The organism is Nostoc sp., assembly GCF_036917395.1.
Classification (GTDB): Bacteria; Cyanobacteriota; Cyanobacteriia; order Cyanobacteriales; family Nostocaceae; genus Nostoc.
In genome coordinates this window covers 213,337-230,986 of the sequence record NZ_JBALDI010000002.1, presented here as the reverse complement: position 1 = coordinate 230,986, position 17,650 = coordinate 213,337, and the positions used below count along the sequence as shown (strand labels likewise).

Sequence of the window (17,650 nt, the reverse complement as noted above, 5' to 3'; positions counted from 1 at the left end):
TATGCATCTACGAATACTATGGGTGTTAGCGCTAACTAGCCTACTGGTTTTACTAAGACCCTCTGATACACAAGCGCTAAGTTTAGGCTACACCAATGGTAAGTTAGGCACATACTCCTCTCTTGTGCAACTGCTGACTGTTAATTCCAGGCAGATGTTACCAGGAAAGCAGTTAGATTTAGTTTTTCCAGATTATTTACAGCGATCGCATATTATCAGCGTCTATGAGGAGAAGGTTGCCCAATCTCCCAATTCCTCAATATTTTTACGTCTATTGGCTGATCAATATTTGAGGCGCTTTCGAGAAATGGCAGATGTGGAAGATGTGTTACGAGCAGAACAAGCGGCACGTAGATCCCTGGCACTACAGCCGCGCCATAATCAGGTTTCCTCCATGCTCTTAGCATCAGCCTTACTATCTCAACATCAGTTTCGGTCAGCTTTAGATGTGTTAAATAATTCATCTGTTGATAATCCCAATATTGTCTCGCTCTTGGCATCGATTCAGATGGAGTTGGGCGACTATGAAGCAACTCATCAACTATTGCAGAACCTTCCTAAGAAAGAATCGAATGGTCAGAACGCAGTTGTCGCCCGTTACTTAGAGTTAACTGGCAATCTAGCCTCGGCACGGCAACTGCTAGATGAGGCTATGCAAGAGATGGACTCTTTCTACACGATGAGCGCAGAAACTCGTGCTTGGTTTCATGTGCGGACTGGGGATCTTGCTTTTGCAGCCGGAGATTTAGCCCTGTGTGAGCAGCGATATCGGGAAGCTCTTGACCTCTTCCCACGGCATATAGCTGCGTTTACAGGATTAGCCCGCCTCTATGCGGCACAGCATCGCTGGCAGGATGCTCTGAATGCAGCAAACCAGGGTATAGAACTGATGCCACAGGTAGAAACGTTGGGGTATAAGGCTGATGCTCAACTAGCTCTTCTCGACCAAAAAGGTGCAGCTGAAACCGAAGATTTGATCGGGGTAGTAGCTTACCTGAGCAAGGTTAAAGGAATCTACGATCGCGCTTTGGCTGTCTACTACACCGAACATGGAATTCATTTAACAGAGGCGCTAGAGATTGCCCGTAGTGAAGTAGTAGTGCGAGACGATGTATATGCAGAGGATACTTTGGCTTGGGCAGCTGCGGCTAATGGGCAATGGCAAGAAGCCCAACGGGCAGCACAACAGGCAACTCGCTTCGGGACAGAGGATGCCTTGCTGCAATTTCATGCTGGCATGATTGCACTTCACTTAGGTAACCGTGAGGAAGCGGTAAAGCGACTAACTCAAGCTGTTAGCCTCAATCCTCAATTTCATCACAAGTATGCTGATCAAGCTCGTCAAGCAATTTTAGATTTGGGATTTTAGATTTTAGATTGAGTGCCAATTTGAGATTGAAGAAAAGCCGATTTTAGGTTCATGCTGGACTAACGTCCCGCTACGCGCTTTCACACCTTGTGGGTGACACAAATCCAAAATTTAAAATCTTCAGGCCCCATCCGTTGATCGGTGGGGTCAATCCAAAATCCAAAATCTGTTGACTTATTCAATCCAAAATCTAAAATCTAAAATCACGCCACAGGGAGTTCTTTATGAAAAAGCTGCTGTATCGCTTGGCTTGGAGTACTGCAATTATCGCAATATGTTTTTTTTGGATGCCGAGGGCAAATGCCCATCCTTTAGGCAATTTCACCATCAATCACTACGCAGGAGTGCAGGTAGCAACCGATGGTGTGGGGATTGATTATGTTCTAGACATGGCAGAGATTCCTGCTTTTCAGGAGATTAATCACTTAGATATTAATCACGATCGCAAAGCTGAACCTCTAGAGACGGTTCAATACCCTGACCAAAAATGCCAGGAAGTCAACTCACATCTGGAACTGTTGATCAATAAACATCCTTTAGCACTGTCTTTGATCAAATCAACAGTCGAATTTCCTCCAGGTGTAGGAGGATTATCTACACTGCGGCTGAGTTGTAATTTTCAGGGGACAACGGAGTTAGTAGGCGCGAATCAGTTAATCGAGTTTGAAGATCAGTTTTATCCACAGCGTTTAGGCTGGCGTGAGATTACTGTGGTTGCAAATGGCGTTCCTATTCAAGGTGATTTCACCTCTTTGAGTATTACCAACCGCTTGAGAGATTATCCCACGAACTTACTCAGCAGTCCTCTCGACCAACGTCGGATTGAGTTTAAACTCGATCCGTCTGTGACATCGAATCAACAAGCGCCTCCACCGGAAGTTAAATCATCCAGCCGCTTAGATAATGCTTTGACAGGAAGAAGCAACGATGTCTTTACTAGCCTAATTACCCAGGAAAATCATAATTTCTTAACTATTTTAATAGCTCTAGCGATCGCCTTTTTATGGGGTGGTTTACACGCTCTATCCCCTGGTCATGGGAAAACGATAGTTGGTGCTTATTTGGTGGGTTCCCGTAGTAATGCCCAACATGCCCTATTCCTGGGGCTGATTGTAACGATTACCCATACAGCTGGCATATTTGCTCTAGGGCTGGTCACTCTTGGCACATCCCAGTTTATTTTGACAGAGCAATTGTACCCTTGGTTAAGCGTCCTCTCTGGGGTACTGGTAACTGTAATTGGTCTGAATTTGTTTATCAGTCGATTGCAAGGGACTCAGGTTTCTCATTCACATGACCATGTACATAGTCATGAACACAGCCACGACTTGCATCATCACCATCACCATGTACACCATGAGCATTCGCATCTACCGCCTGACGGTGATCTAAGTTCTATGAACTGGTCTAGCCTATTAGCTTTGGGAATATCGGGCGGTTTGTTACCTTGTCCTTCAGCCTTAGTAGTGTTACTGAGTGCGATCGCGCTGGGACGAATTGGCTTTGGATTAGCGCTGGTATCTGCCTTTAGCTTAGGTCTAGCAGCAGTATTAACTGGAATCGGGTTAATGCTGGTCTACGCCAAGGATCGGTTTGAGCATTTACCATTCCAGATACCCAGGATAAAAATGTTACCAGTCGCAAGCGCCTTATGTATCACCCTAATGGGCTTAGGCATTACTTCACAGGCTTTACTCGCTCATCCCTGGAACTAGATGAAAGTGCAGAATACATTTGCACTCAGTTTTGTCAAATAACCCTGAACAACTAGATGTCAGAAAATCTTATTTCGAGGAAAATATGAAACGATTTATCTTCATCTTTTTAATAACTGCTTTGTGCATAATCGGCTACTTTGAAATTAGCTTGTCACAGGCTGAAAAACTTTTTTGGCTCAATTTGAGTCTTTGAAATCCTGCTCACGAAATCATTTTGCACTTCGCACTGTAAATTTTCGCTGATTAGTACATTTGTCGGGACGTATTACAATACGCCCCGACGTTCGCGGAGCGTCCCGCAGGGATGGGATATTTTTTTAATTTAAGTTCTGCAAAATGGATGGTTTGCATTTCTCGCCAGACCATAAAGAGGACGATTTAATGCCTAATTCAGAGGGTTATACTCTGAGAGCAGATGATCTAAAAGCTTACTTTCGTAATTATTTAAATCTGAAGTTGATGTTCCTAATTCCTGTAACTTATGGTAAATAAAATTACGTTCAAATGTTTCGATCCGTTCTTCTAAGTCTCCATAGAGTTCCTGAAAGGTGAACTCAGTTGCTAAAGCTAAGGTAATTTGTTCTCGGTTTTTACCAAGTGACCGACCGTTGAATTGATAATCACCTTGAGAATGCTGGGTTAGTAGCCCAAGAGCGATCGCTAAAAGCAAAGTTTGATAAGCTAGTTTTAATTCTCTACCAGAACCAATTTCCTCTGGGATTAAATCAGGAATATTCTCATCTGGCTCGATTTGTTCGCTCTGAGTCCGTTCATAGCAGTCTCGATAAAACTCAATTTGACTGAGAAAATAAGCCGGAAAGCCCAACGAACGGGTCAAAACACACAACCGCTGCTCATCTTCAGTTACCAAGGTGGTTAAAGTGCGACTAAATCGACTGTAAAACGCAAATATTTGTTCTTTATCTTTTGCTCCCACCCAGAGGGTAATCTCTCGTTGAGAAGTTGGGTTTAAGTTAGTGTCAATATCCTGAATTCGTAGTAACAAATTAGCGTTATTATAAAGTTGATTTAAACGCAAATTTGCAGTGTTTTCAGCAATTAAATTTGATTGATTTAATACTTCCCCAATAGATAAATTGCTCAATTGCTCGAACTGCTGGCGAACAAAAGAGATAAGTTGGTTCTTAAATGCTTCAGCAGAAGTTTTCCACGCCTGAGAGCGGCTAATTTGTTCTTGAGTGAATGTCTCAGTTGTTAGTGTGGTAAGGAAACTTTGGTAATAAGCATCAATATCCGCATCAGTAAGAACAGTGAGTCTAATTTCTGATAACTTCGTCGTAGCTTGAGCGCGTTGAGCAACCAAATCATTGTATATATCAGACAAGTCAGTAAGAGTTTGCCGTAAAGTCTCAGCCCTTTGTTTAGCTGTTTTAATCAGATAATTCAATGCCTCGACACGGAGATTTTGGGCGTATAAATCATACTCTAACTTTAATTGTTCATTATAGTTGCGACGTAATTCTACGATGGTTGCTTTAACAGTGCTTTCTAGTCGTTTAATTTGTTTCTGAGCCTTTTGAATGCGATCGCGAATATTAGTGCTGTACTTGAGCCAAACTATCCCTAAGTAAGTCAAAATTGTTACCGCAGTCCAAAGCAGATAAGTAACTAAGTTAGCCCAAAAATTTTGCAATAACAGCCATAGTGCTGATTGACTGAAAATTCCCGTCAGAATCAGCAAGCCTAATAAAGCAGTAGCAAGAAAAATAGGATAAATGACTAGATACTGAGAGCGAAATTTGTTTTCTTCTGCTAGCAGTTCACTTAGTTGATCTGTGGCTGTTTCAAGTTGATTTTCAGTGAGAGTTATGTGATTTTGAGATGAAACGATCGCAGCTGCGGCTTGTTCACGAGCATGAGCGATCGCCATGAAACGAATTTGTCGAGCTTGGTCAATTTCTGCATTTAACGCTTGGCGATACTCAGCAATTGCCGTTTCTAACTGTTTCTGAGTTGTTTGTAGCTCTTGCAGTTGTTCTTCAGACTTTCTTTCAGCTAAAATATCTTCTAATTGTTGCTGCCGCAATTTTAAGGACACAACTTGGTTGAGCAGCTTTTGGGTGGCTTCTTGATTAATTGTTACCTGTAATCTTGAGTCGAGAAATGCTTCAGCCGCACGCAGTTCTGTAACCAGATTTTGGGATTGATCGCCAATGGCATCCGTTTGCAGTTCCAAATACAAAAAGGTCAATATGTTTAATAGCCTAGCTCCTTCATGCAAGCCTCTAGGTGTAGCATCAGCATAGCGATTAATCGTGCGGTCTAAGAAAGCGGTTAGTGTTGCCTGTAATTGTTTACAACAATTTTCCAGCGTGCGCTTATAGGAAAGTAGCTCTTTATTTTCAAATTGCCGATAAGCACGCTGCAATTCCATCCCATATTCCTGAGCCTGGCCAGCACGCATCTCAATGCGCGGATTAAAATCTTGCCAAACTGGTTTACCGTTGTCTCGTTCTAATCCGAGAAAAGCATTGCTGAAATCTTCGCTGAGTACAAATACTTTGGCATCTAACAGGCATTTGCGAATTGCCTCTGGAGTGAATTCTGGCTTCGGTAAAAACTGCTCCATCAAAATATCGGCAGCTAAGGCAGCACTCAAACAGTTAATAGTTGTTTCTCCTGGAAAAAATAGTTCTCCATAGCCAAATGCACTATATGCGGGTATTTTCCCCCTGACTTTTTGTGCGCCAATTAATAAGCCATTGTTTTCCGGTTCCACAGTGAGAAAACCTGCCAAAGCATCAGCATAGCTGGGCAAATTATCCCTCAGTCCCCCAATTTGCTCGTCCATCAGCCAGCAGTTATCAAAAGGCGGTACTTTTTGAGCGCCTGCAATCACAACTCCAGTGGTCATTTTGTAATCTAACTCTTTCAGGAGCGTGTAAGCAGCGCCGTAATCAGCAGTTGTGGCTTGGGTAAATAACCCTGGCAATAGCAATAACGCTTCTAAGCTGTAAGGAATATCTATAAAGTACTTAGAAAATAGCCAACGAATCAAGCGTACTATGTCAAAAACTACTGCCTTAGCAAATTGATTACTGAGTGATAGCATGAGATATATTCGATGGGTGCTGCTGATTTTCACTCCTTGGCGTTTAGCAGCAATCGCTTCTTTTGATTGACTAGCGGTTTTCAATAATTCAATCAGTGCAGTTTGGATCTCGCCAGTCGCTTCGGTGAACTGGGTACGGATTTTGGAGACATAAGCTTGTTTACTATGAGTTTGAGCCAGATCAAAACTCATATCAGCAAACTGATCTAACTCGCTACTAAAGCTAAAAGTTTGACCGTCCCAAGTTAAGGTATAAGTTTGAATTAAACAGCTTTGGGTAGCTGGAAATTCTTGCAGTTGCCGTTTCATGGCTGCACAAAAAGCGGCACTGTGAGGATCGAGTGCAAGTAAAATAGTTGGTTTTGGCATGGCGACACTCTTAGAGTGCAAACTATGGGGCTAAATAATCACATCTAAATCTTCCAGGTAAGCTTCAATTTCCTGAATTTCCATTTCTACCTGTTCTTGAATCTGGGAATCAACCTTGCCTCCTTTTAAAACCTGATTGAGGTGATTGATGTAGTTTTGTAAAGTAAATTTGGCTTTGTCTTGGTCTTCGTGGGTAATAAGCTCAACTTTGTGAGCAATTTCCTTGACTAAAGGCAAGTTAGTTTTAAAAGTTTTGAATGCTGATTTGCGATCGCCTCCCAAAGGCAAAACACCGCCCTCTAATCTTTTCGCTTGTTCTGTAGAAACAAAATATTTCTTACTGTGATTGACAATCAATTTATATCGTTCGGGTGCCAGCGCTAAAGCAAACCAACGCAACGCCCCACCGTCGTCTTCTGGAGGAATTAAATTGGCTAAGTTTGTCCAATTGCGATGCAGGTGCTTGAAGACTTTATTCGGATCTAGGTAAGCTAGCTCCATATCCCTCATTCCGTTGAAGGCAAATAAGGGGACACCGACTTCCACTCGAAACAGCATCACCTTATGGGGTTCGCCTGTCGGTACGAAAGAAGGATTATTATTTCCTTTAGGCAAGCGACTAGAAAGAGGCGGATTGCTAAAAACTGTGTTGTTACTTTCTACTCCGTAGTAATAAAATTCTGTGATTAGGTGCTGCTGTTGAATGGGAATTTCCGATTCTTCATACTGCCACAGAGGAACTGCAAGTTTGCCAAGTTGTTGCAAATCTTGCCCCGCATCTTCTGGATTGCTATCTGCCAAAACCTGCTCAACAGTCATACTGGTGAGGGGATAGTAAGTTTCATCTATAAATTTCAGAATTTCGTTTTTGACATCTTCAGCTTTTTTATCAGACCAATTCGTTAAAGTTTGAGACTGTTCTCGATACCAACGGATAAAATCTTCACCAGTAATCTTGGGGCGTTTCGATTGCAGATTGATGCGCTGAATGGTGTGAATAAAGGGATTATCATTAGTGCCTTGACGGCTGACCTCGTGATAACTCTGTTCAAAATCTCGATAAACTTTATCTAAGTTGCTGTGTAGACGCTGGCACTTTTCCTGAATTTCTTCCAGCCTAGCCCGCAGCACACCATAGAGTTCAGCCGCTTTATCACACCGCTTCCAATGTAAATAAGTCTTCCACTTTTGGTCAGCCCGTTCTTTGTATCTTTGGCAAGCTGCTTGAATAGTATTTTTATTTGAAAACCAAGTTTCTGCGGCTTCTTTAATCTTTTCTTCTTGTGGTTCTAATTTCAAAGTATTGAAACTGGTTTTCGCTTCTTGTGACTTGTGCTGCACGCTCTGCTGTAATTCATCTAGTTTATGGGAAAGTTTGGTTAAAAATTGCAAAGCATAAGCTAGTCCATTGGGACGGTTGAGACTCCGCTCCCACCAAGTTGCGATCGCAGCAGTTGCAGCCTGCTCTAAGCGATAAAAACTCAATCCCAATTCTTGAGCCGTCCGTTGTTCAAATTGATCTAATTGCCGTTTGTAGAGTTCTTTGATCGTCGCCAAAGCTGTGCGATCGTGACGGATTTCGCCAATTCGGAATTCGGGTTTCATCTGTCCGCCGCGATCGCTTTCAGTCAACGCATTTACGACGGTAGTAGCATCTGCTAACTTGCAATCTTCTAAAAACCGGGCGATGTCGCTTTCTAAATCGATTGTTGGGGTAGATGCGATTAACTCATTTTTCAGCAAGCTTTGAGCATCCTCTAATTTCATCCGCTCGTATTGCTGTACTGGCAGAGTCAAAGTAGCAAAGCCAAAACTACAGTAATTTATATTGCGTCCTCGAACTTTTTCACCAGTTGCCAGATAAGCGCGAATGTTATCAGCAACGTTAGCAGCGTCTAGACCAATTTGAGAACCAATCTGGATATACAAACCATCTGCAACTAAATTTTGCAAATCGTCTGGACGACCGACTACAGTACCATTTTTGTTAACCCCGTCAATTAAAAATACAGCATCAAAGGGAGGGCGATCGGCTTTGATTTTTGCGACACCATAATCAATCTCAATGCTATTAGACGGTGACAATCCCCAAAAGTGTTCGATTTCCTTGAGAGCGCCATAGGCATTAGACTTCACCAAGTGAGTTTGGGGAATATTGGCAAACACTCTGGGTAAAACAAATACCCCCGTAATATTAGAAAAATTATTCAGATGTTCTCGTGTTAAAAATGCCACATCTAAGAATGTGCCACTGCCCGTCCCACCAGCCAAACTGCCAACAATAAAAACTTCCACGCCATCCCGACTGGAAACTTGAAAGTTATCTGAAAATGCTTGTTTACTGGTGCGAATTTCGCGGACAGCATTGATTGCTTGAGCAATTAAACCTTTAATATCGCCGACTCTAGCAAATAAGGCCAGCCGTCCCCGGGCCCGAATCTGTCCGGCACCACTGATTAAGCTGGCTGCTGAAATGTCCCTAGGCCACCATTCAGCGATGTGGTCATTACGTGTTAGCGGTAGTGGATTTGCGACAGAGATTGCATAAAGTTCATTAGGTTCTAAAAAAACCTTAGTGCCATCAGGTGATTTTTCTCGTTCTTGGATGTTTTCGGTAGTATCAATTGAAATAAAACGAATAACTTCTGGTACTGAGCCGTAAACATCTATGAATCGCTTTTTAAGTTTGAGTACGACTTCATAACCCGTTCCTCCTAACCCGATAACAACGGTAGGACGAAAAACAACCGTGGGACGCACAACCGTGGGACTTAACATTCACTTTCCTGTGATATTATTCAAAAGTTTGTCTGCCCACTGCTTGACTCAGAGGGTCTTTGGTGTTCAATCCAGTTAAATTGCAGCTTAACGTTGTCAATTTCGATGATGTCCTCGTTGTAAAGTTCATCTGTATTTATCTTTTTAGTATTGACAAAAATTACACCTTTCAAACACCGCAAATCTATATTTTTTTTGCCTGCCCGCCAAACTGTGACTAACTCGGCATCAGAATTTGTCGCCGCAATAGCTGGTATCAAATCACTCAGGCATACTCTCCCCTTCTGTAGGTGAGTGAGACTAATCTCTTCGTCTTGGGATGATTGTGGCAGTGGTTCTAGCACTACCAATGCTCCTTCTAAGCGTTTGCGGGTGCGAAAATCTTCGGCTAATTCCAAGGGGGTTTTGCGTTGAATCAAACAAACTACTATCAAGGCAATTAACAACACCAGTAGCCCTAAGAGCAACCAAATGATTATTTTTCGTCCCAATGGCATCAAAATATGCAGATGAGCTTCCGTAGTGACAGGACTGGCAATTGAGTTATCTGGGGTGAGAACTAAGGTGAAGTTGCGATTGCCTGCAAAACTGCTATTAGTAACCTGCAATTGCACAGGAATTTTAGTTTCTCCTGGTTGTAAGGATATGGCTGCTGAAAGTTCTGCGATCGAAACGTCTTTGGAATTGCCTTGCAATTGTAAGCTGGCTGTTCCAGATATATTGGTGCGAACTACCAAACTTTGGATTTCAGTAGTTTTGCCTGCTTCTATTGAGCCAAAATCTACCCTTGTAGGTTGTATTTGTAGTTTTGACTTAATGGTTACAGGTAGGTCAATTGTAATCGGTGCGTAGACGCCTTGCGGCTTGTCGCCAGACATCGCTTGGTCTGCGATCGCCAACACCAAGCGCAAGTTACTAGCGCCCCCCTTTGCCTCTGCTGGTATCTGTAAACGCACGGGAATGACTGTTGCTTGATTAGCAACTAAATTAATGGTGCGATCAGGTGGAATTAAGCGAATACCACTTTGCTGAGGGTCTTCCAGTTGCAAACTTACCTTAGCATTGACATTACTGATGCTATTAATATTGATTGGTTCAGTAGTCGTTCCAGGTAATACTGGCTGCAAATTGGCCGTAGGTAAATTGACATCAAGCTTAGGTGTAATCAGCACTGGTCGGATATTTTGAGCCAGCTTGTTGAGTTGAACTCCTCCCGGATCTCGCAATACCTGCCCCTTCCCACAAAGCGCTGGATTGTTAGCAAAGTCATTCAGCTGCTTTTCGTGTTCTTTTAATCCTAAAGAGACAAAAAATATATAGGGTTTGCATTGTTGCTCTCGTAAAAATTGGGTATTACTAGGAATGAGAACAGGATTAGGAATACCACGCACATCTTCTAATCCATCTGTCAGAAACACTATGCTGACAGTCCGACCAAGAGCATCAGCACGTTTGTTTAACAAGGCAGAATGTTGCAGCGCTTTTTGCACAGCCTTACCTGTATGAGTCCGCACACCCTCAGCCTGAAGTGAGCTAATTATTTGCTTGAGTTTACCTCTGTCTGGATTACTGGTAATCTTGATATCATCTGCATTTAAAGTTACATCTTTGTCAAAAGTATAGATAGTAACGGTATCGCCTAATCTGGCGGTGTTAACAAATTCAGTAATAGAATTCTTTACTGGTTCAAAAATATTTTTTGTTCCACCTACACCACGCATGGAAGCAGAAGTATCTACTACTAAAATCCAGTCAATTCCTCCTTTAGGAGTAGTCTGAGCAAATGCACTACATAAGTTAGGAATTGATATTAGAGCCAAAACAATGATGCTTCGGACTGAACTAAATTTCAACCAATGCTTGAAGTATCTAAAACTCATTAATAGATTTCTCCAAGCAGATAAATTTTATATTGGTCTTCCTGAAAGCGATAGATGAAGGGTTGAGATTTAATTTTTTTAATCCCTGCCAATATATTGTTGTCCCATCCATCTAATTCTCTTTGCAGCAAACTTATAATTAACAAAATGACAGCTATGATTTGATGCAGTGATTCCATCTTATTTTCTAAAAAATGAAGGTTTAAGCTGCTATTGATCTACCAAAATCGATATAAAAATTTAATTGTGCAAATTTATAACTACGATATTTAATTTATAAAGTATTTTAATTAGTCATACTAAATACGAAATATTTTTGTGATATTTAGCCAATATATTTTGACCTGTTTATCAAGTTTCCTACTAAAACTTGAATCTACTGCACAACAATCCTTAAAAGATTGCTGTCCTTATTCCAACAGTTCACTGTTGGTACAACGCTAAGGATAAATTGCTAATTTTTCTTGTGTAAATCCCATTAATAGCCGGATTTTATAGGCAATTTTGCCGATTTTGGGCTGGTTAATTATTTTTTCGGAATTGAAATGTGAATTTATATTACATTCAAAAGTAATAATCCTGATCAGTGTTTTATCAAGTTACATGTTAACTATTTTAAAAAAGAATGTCACGTTTTTTGTGGATATTCAAGTTATTAAAAACTCAAAGCTGACCTCTTCGTGAAGTCAGTAAATATATACAAATTAATTGAGATAATTGCCAAGATAATTTTATATTTACGTTTAATTAGCCTTGACAGTGACAAAGCTAAATTGTTAATGGTTGTAGTTAACAAGTTAATCCGCTTGGGTTAAGGCTTAACTCTTTGTCAAAGTCAATTTTTTTAACGTAGACGCAAAGCGGTGAAGCAGCGCAGTCTTCTCCCAAAGGGAGAAGCCTGCGGCATGGCAACTCTTAGAGAGGCTCTTGCGTTCGCTTAGAGCAAGGTACGAGCGTCACTCGGAGGGCTTGCCAGACACTACCTGTAGCTTGCTTCCCCGTAGGGGTACGCGCAGCGTCTCGTAGAGAAGGATGCAAAGGAAGAGAAGGAAAAAATGCTTAACTCAAGCTCATTTTCAGACACTTGTTTTGAAAAATGGTACTAAGAATCATGACCAACTAACGGCAAAAGTAAGCGGCTAACTACTCGATTATCTGGTAATTGATAGAAGTTCAACTGTCCTCCCAACTTCTGCATGAAATTTTGGCAGATTAGCAGATGTAAACCTGGTGGTTGGTCAAGGTTAGAGGCAGCAAGCACATCTTTGGGTGTATTATGTAGCTCTGTTAATAGCTCTGGTTCGATCGCACCGTTATATGTAATCGACAGTTCTAGAGATGTCGGATGTTCAGCCTCTGTACTTGCAGAAGAATAATTTGGGTCTACAGTTTTAGATACATCTAAACGGCGACACCAAATGTCAATTCTGCCGCCGATTTGAGAACGGTTACAGGCAGTAACCAATAATTCATGGATAACTAATTCAATTTTGACAATATCACCAGCGATCGTCATTGAAGATTGAGTGTTTGAGGTAGGAACGTCTTTGGCTAATGAAGAGTTCTTTGGCGATTGCTCCTCAATCGGTTGTCCCAAACCATGTACACCAATCCACAGTTTTTGTTGTTTGACTAAATTTTCGATGCGTTCGAGCGATCGCTTCATTAAACTGGCTATGGGTATAGTTTCCCAACTTATGTTTAGTTGCCAGTACTCAAGTTTTAGCATTCCACTCATGGAGGTGGCTGTGTGGTCTAACTGCCGCAGCAATAGCTGGTAGCGCATCTGAGTAAGTTCATTAGCAGGAATGCCCAAATCATGTATTTGTCTAAGGGAGTGCGCTGTTATTCTTTGGATTTCCTCTAAGCGACGATGTTTGTACCAGTTGAGTTGTCGTAATTCCTCTGTTGTAGATTCTAGAAGTTGGGTAATTTGCTTTTCACGACGCCACCAAGCTAATTGAGAAATCAGAGTTATTGTCGCACTAAGGTTTTGTTCTGACCAGCGACACTCTTGATAGTCTGCCAACAAGACTACACCTGTGGTTTCATAATCAGCATTGGTACGTAATGCCATCGCCAAAATCTGACCTTTGTCTGGAGCATTCAACCATTTTCGAGTTTCTGGGGGTAAATCATCTACCTTCAAAATCAGGTAACTCTCCGTAGCAAGGGCCCACTGAATTAAGGCTTCAGCCTGGATAGGAATAGATGCATCAGAAAAAATCCCAAATTTACTATTGTCAATCACTCCAGGGATAATTTTTGCCCAACTTTCACCAGGCGACCAGGATAGTAGTACCGCTAGGGGACAGCCCAAAATTGATGCTATTTGTTCGAGTGCTGTCCGTTCTAAATGCTTTTTTTTGACCTCGATTTTGCTGTTCTGGGATTGTGTCAGGATGTGTAGGCATTGCTCAAATGCCTGGGAAGTTTTTTGCTGCTGGGTGGTGCGGTTGTGTAATTGCCACTGACGAAGAATGACACCAATCTGTTGACTGACGGCCCACAGTAATTCCTTTTCCAGAGTTGTCCAATAACGATGGGTTTCGTGAGTAATGACCAAAAGTGCTACTGGTATATGCTCGTGAGTGCATTTACAAACAAGTAGCGATCGCACACCATTTTTTAGTAAAGGGGGACGCCAGTTAAAAAAGCGTAAATCTTCATCTAAGTTCTCAATTTCCACCGCTTGAGTTGAACGTTGTAAAAGCTGCCCATCTAATTCTTTGAGAGGATGAAGCGTAAATGTCAATGGTCGGCGATTATAAGGCTGACTTTGGTAAATAAATTGATAATTATTTTCCTCAGGGTCATACTGCAACAATAAAAAGCGGGTGGCTGCTAATCGAGCTAAAACTCTCTTAGCACAACTGTGTAAAGTTTCCTGAAGGTCATGTTGACTATAAATACCTTGGGCAACTTGGCTAGTCAGTTGAGCATCTTCTTGAATCTGTTTAACGGTGCTTTCCATGCTTTCAGCGGGTGCAACCAAGGAGATTAAACCAGCAACACCTTGGACGAAATTTTTGTCTGTCTCCGTCCAGATTCGAGGTTCATTGCTTTCCACCGCCAGAAAACCGAGCAAGTTCTTTTGCCAAATTATCGGAGCTGCCAAGAGCGATCGCACCTTCAAGCGTTGCAGCAATTTTGCCGTAAAATGGCTTTTCAAAGAACTACGGGCATCACCAATCGAGACAATTTGGTTAACTGCCAAAGCATAATAAAAGTCGCTCAACTCCTGTACAGTAATTCCTGCTGCTTGCTGATTGCTGGAATTGCGATCGATTTTCACCAGCTGATTGCTCATCCGACACCAAAAGTAGCGCCCTTCCCGCTCAAACCAGTAAACATTTGTCCGACTGGGGGAGACAAATTTATGAGTTGCTTGCACCGCCGCTTCAAGTTTTTGATTAAGGTTAGTCAGGGTGCGTAAATTTTCTAGCAATTCTAATAATGGCTCGTCGGTTCTCTTGGTTTGCTTGTGCTGCAAATCAATCTCATTTTGATAAAGCACTGCCCCCAATTCACCTAAAACCATCATCAAACGTGCTTTTGCTTCCCCTGTGAGTAGGTAGCCCCAGCGTTCTGAACCCAGTAACAGTAAACCCAAGCAGCGGTCTTTATGGCGAATAGGTAAAATAATTGTTCCCTGGATGTGGAATTTTTCTGCCATTTTTCGCCAATCTGCGGCGCGGATTTCAGTTTGCAAATCGGCTATGCCCAAGGGATGCTGTTCAATCACCACTTGCTCTAATAAATCCCCAGGACTGAGAACAACCCTTTGTCGTAAAAAGCTTGTGTCACGATCAGGTGTAATGCCCCCTTTCCCGAATAAAATGTGATTTAGGCGATCATAAAGAGCAATCCAAATCAGTCTGTAGTCAAACTGTTCCTTAAGATAAGAAATAGTAGTTTCAATCAGAACGTCAACATCTTCTTCTTCCCTAAGGCTCTGGAGGACGCGTCCCAAGGAGAGGATTTGCTGTTCGGCGGCTATAGGTTTTTGCGGCTGCCCCATCTGATTTATTGGTTTACATAACTTGTAATATATAAGATGCCCACAAAAGCACCCTGAGTAATATTGCCACGGGTGTTTGCTGAAAGTTCTAAGTAATAGGTTCGTTGAAGTTAGATCAGGGAGTGCTAGGGAAATGGGCGAAACTTCATCCGATGATCAAGAGGAGCAGAGACAAGTCTTAGAGGAAAAGCGAGAGTCTGCTGAAGATAGCAGGCTCTCACAAGAAAAGGAGCGCGAGTCTGCTGAAAATGTCAGACTTTCACAAGAGGAGCAGCGACAGCTTGCTGAATAAATGAGAGATTCTGCCGAACAAAGCCGGCAGCTTGCTGAAGAAGTCAGGGAGACTGCTGAAGAAATGCGGCAAGCTGAAGAAGAACTCCAACAAGCTAAAGAGGAAGCACGGCAAGCTAAAGAGGAACTCCGACAAGTTAGAGAGCAAGCACGGCAGTTTACCGAATTCGGGTAGTATTAAGAATTGAAATGGATATTTATCAACTTGCGATTCGTCCGCTTTTGTTCAATCTGGTAAAAACCGATTCAGAGTGGTTACACCAAAAGACGATTCGCAGTTTTAGCTGGCTATCCCAAACAGGCGTTCACCAAAGAGCTAGTTGGGTAAACCAACGCTTAAAGCAGTCCTTATGTCTATACGATTCACGCCTAGAACAAAATTTGTTTGGGCTAAACTTCCCAAATCCCGTAGGGTTAGCAGCTGGCTTCGACAAGGATGGAGTAGCTGCTGGCATTTGGTCTAACCTGGGTTTTGGCTTTGCGGAACTAGGAACTGTAACTTTTCACGCACAGCCAGGAAATCCACGTCCCCGTTTGTTTCGCTTGCCGTTGGACAAAGCTGCTCTCAATCGCATGGGCTTTAATAATCGCGGTGCAGCAGCAATGGCGGCACGTTTGGCACAGGAAAAGCAGGATAACGTCCAATTAATACCCATAGGGGTTAATTTGGGTAAATCTAAGGTAACTCCCCTGGAAGCCGCCGCACAGGATTATCTCGATAGTTTTCGCTTACTCAAGGATTTGGGAGACTATTTTGTTGTTAATGTCTCTTCCCCGAATACACCAGGGTTGCGATCGCTCCAAGATGCTTCTATGCTCAGTGCGATCTTGGATTTATTGCAACAAGAAAACACTGCACAAAAACCAATTTTTGTCAAGATAGCGCCAGATTTGGATTGGGTTGCGATCGCTGACATTATTTCTTTGGCTAAAACCTACCAACTGGCGGGAATTATCGCCACTAACACCACCATCCGCCGTGATGGACTGAAAACCCAGATAATTGACCAAACTGGCAAATCACCCCAGTCAGAAGCTGGCGGAATTAGCGGTGAACCATTACGCGATCGCTCCACTGAGGTAATTCGTTTTATTTGGCAGCAAACCCAAGGACAAATCCCAATTATTGGCGTTGGTGGCATTTTTTCCCCGGAAGATGCTTGGGAAAAAATTACTGCTGGTGCTAGCTTGATCCAGGTTTATACAGGCTGGATTTATGAAGGGCCACTGATGGTACGCCGGATTCTAACAGGTTTGCTTGTCCTACTAGAACAAAGCGGATTAAATTCCATCAACGAAGCTGTGGGTTTAGAATTCAAAAATCAAAAGTAATTAATATTTTTGATTTTTGAATTTTGAATTGTTATCCTTCTTCCTCCACTGGAAAAAACTCCTTAGTTTTTTCTGAGTATGACCAGGCAATACCATCAGGGTCTTTACTGCGACTCCACTCAGGAAACTCTGGATCATTTCGCCGTTTATAAACTGTGCTGGAATAGACATTTAGCCGTTTGGCAAGTTCAGATTGAATCAGAGAGCCAAAAATTAATTGTTTTTCCAGCGATCGTTTAGCTGATTCAGGGTTTGGCTGAGGGAGTGATTCGGTTTCTAATTCCTCCTCCTGTGGGGTTGGTGGTAGTGGTGCTAAAAGCGAACGCGCAGTTTTAGTAACTGGTTGAGTAGGAAGTTCTTTGACAGGCTCACTACTATCAAGAATATTCCCAAGAATGCTGGCAGTTATAAAGTAATAAGACTGCCCTGCCTCTTCGGAGTTCACTATACTGGCACCAAATTCCGAGGCTTTACCATCCAAGTAGCGTTTTGCCGTTGTTCCAGGAAAATTGCCCCTGATTGCCAAGTCCATTGGCGTAAGTCTGCCCTGATTTTCGCGAACCAATTGATGAAAAATTGGGTTAACTCGTACAGTCCACTGTTGCCATTGATATTCCTGCCAAAGCTTGAAGCCAATTACCAGGAAAATTACCGCCAGTAAAATTCTCCAAGTAGTAACCAGGAAAATAATCAAAAACGAGATGGGCAAAAGTAGAACGAGAAAAGCCTTGCCGTTATCTTCTATGGGTTTTTCACTCATGCCGATTTTTGCTAAGTGAATTTTGGGAAATAATATTATTATCTTGGCAAAAATTGGGA

General features: G+C 42.2%; 10 protein-coding genes. 5 read left to right on the top strand and 5 right to left on the bottom strand.

The genetic code is table 11. The features are described from left to right. Position 1 precedes the first annotated feature (1 nt). Both V7K46_RS01270 and V7K46_RS01265 read left to right on the top strand, forming a co-directional pair. A complete protein-coding gene (locus V7K46_RS01270; protein ID WP_335110268.1) occupies positions 2-1,369 on the top strand; it encodes a tetratricopeptide repeat protein in 1,368 nt (455 codons plus the stop codon). 224 nt (positions 1,370-1,593) lie between these two features. Beyond that, positions 1,594-3,084, top strand: coding sequence for a nickel/cobalt transporter (locus tag V7K46_RS01265; RefSeq protein ID WP_335110266.1), 1,491 nt, complete (start codon positions 1,594-1,596; stop codon positions 3,082-3,084). A gap of 388 nt (positions 3,085-3,472) precedes the next feature. Here the strand turns inward: V7K46_RS01265 and V7K46_RS01260 are convergent, their stop codons facing one another. The 4 genes from V7K46_RS01260 to V7K46_RS01245 form a co-directional block, all read right to left on the bottom strand. Continuing rightward, positions 3,473-6,529, bottom strand: a complete 3,057-nt coding sequence (locus V7K46_RS01260) for a hypothetical protein (protein ID WP_335110264.1) — start codon at positions 6,527-6,529, stop codon at positions 3,473-3,475. A 30-nt stretch (positions 6,530-6,559) separates the two neighbouring features. Next, positions 6,560-9,307 carry a tubulin-like doman-containing protein gene (locus V7K46_RS01255; protein WP_335110262.1) on the bottom strand — a complete coding sequence of 916 codons (2,748 nt, stop codon included), beginning with the start codon at positions 9,305-9,307 and terminating at the stop codon, positions 6,560-6,562. Positions 9,308-9,327: 20 nt separating this feature from the next. After that, entirely contained in the window at positions 9,328-11,187 is a 1,860-nt protein-coding gene (locus V7K46_RS01250; protein WP_335110260.1) for a vWA domain-containing protein, read from the bottom strand. Positions 11,188-12,289: 1,102 nt separating this feature from the next. Further along, positions 12,290-15,208, bottom strand: coding sequence for a GAF domain-containing protein (locus V7K46_RS01245; RefSeq protein WP_335110259.1), 2,919 nt, complete (start codon positions 15,206-15,208; stop codon positions 12,290-12,292). 133 nt (positions 15,209-15,341) lie between these two features. Here V7K46_RS01245 and V7K46_RS01240 point away from each other — a divergent pair, with 133 nt between their 5' ends. From V7K46_RS01240 to V7K46_RS01230, 3 genes are read left to right on the top strand one after another with little or no spacing between them, the layout of a single operon-like run. Further along, a complete protein-coding gene (locus V7K46_RS01240) occupies positions 15,342-15,500 on the top strand; it encodes a hypothetical protein (RefSeq protein WP_335110257.1) in 159 nt (52 codons plus the stop codon). Continuing rightward, positions 15,501-15,674 (top strand): hypothetical protein, encoded by a 174-nt coding sequence (locus tag V7K46_RS01235; RefSeq protein WP_335110255.1) that lies wholly within the window; start codon positions 15,501-15,503, stop codon positions 15,672-15,674. It abuts the gene before it with no gap. 14 nt (positions 15,675-15,688) lie between these two features. After that, complete coding sequence (locus V7K46_RS01230) at positions 15,689-16,831, top strand: quinone-dependent dihydroorotate dehydrogenase (RefSeq protein ID WP_335110253.1); 1,143 nt, start codon at positions 15,689-15,691, stop codon at positions 16,829-16,831. A 31-nt stretch (positions 16,832-16,862) separates the two neighbouring features. Here the strand turns inward: V7K46_RS01230 and V7K46_RS01225 are convergent, their stop codons facing one another. Continuing rightward, on the bottom strand, positions 16,863-17,591 hold the full coding sequence (locus V7K46_RS01225; protein WP_335110251.1) for a hypothetical protein: 729 nt from the start codon (positions 17,589-17,591) through the stop codon (positions 16,863-16,865). Positions 17,592-17,650: the final 59 nt, after the last annotated feature.

What these genes read in the sequence shown, in the direction of transcription:
- V7K46_RS01240 (WP_335110257.1), top strand. Translation starts at nt 15,342, where the DNA reads ATGGGCGAAACTTCATCCGATGATCAAGAGGAGCAGAGACAAGTCTTA.
- V7K46_RS01235 (WP_335110255.1), top strand. Translation starts at nt 15,501, where the DNA reads ATGAGAGATTCTGCCGAACAAAGCCGGCAGCTTGCTGAAGAAGTCAGG.
- V7K46_RS01260 (WP_335110264.1), bottom strand. Translation starts at nt 6,529, where the DNA reads ATGCCAAAACCAACTATTTTACTTGCACTCGATCCTCACAGTGCCGCT.
- V7K46_RS01250 (WP_335110260.1), bottom strand. Translation starts at nt 11,187, where the DNA reads ATGAGTTTTAGATACTTCAAGCATTGGTTGAAATTTAGTTCAGTCCGA.
- V7K46_RS01225 (WP_335110251.1), bottom strand. Translation starts at nt 17,591, where the DNA reads ATGAGTGAAAAACCCATAGAAGATAACGGCAAGGCTTTTCTCGTTCTA.
- V7K46_RS01270 (WP_335110268.1), top strand. Translation starts at nt 2, where the DNA reads ATGCATCTACGAATACTATGGGTGTTAGCGCTAACTAGCCTACTGGTT.
- V7K46_RS01255 (WP_335110262.1), bottom strand. Translation starts at nt 9,307, where the DNA reads ATGTTAAGTCCCACGGTTGTGCGTCCCACGGTTGTTTTTCGTCCTACC.
- V7K46_RS01245 (WP_335110259.1), bottom strand. Translation starts at nt 15,208, where the DNA reads ATGGGGCAGCCGCAAAAACCTATAGCCGCCGAACAGCAAATCCTCTCC.
- V7K46_RS01265 (WP_335110266.1), top strand. Translation starts at nt 1,594, where the DNA reads ATGAAAAAGCTGCTGTATCGCTTGGCTTGGAGTACTGCAATTATCGCA.
- V7K46_RS01230 (WP_335110253.1), top strand. Translation starts at nt 15,689, where the DNA reads ATGGATATTTATCAACTTGCGATTCGTCCGCTTTTGTTCAATCTGGTA.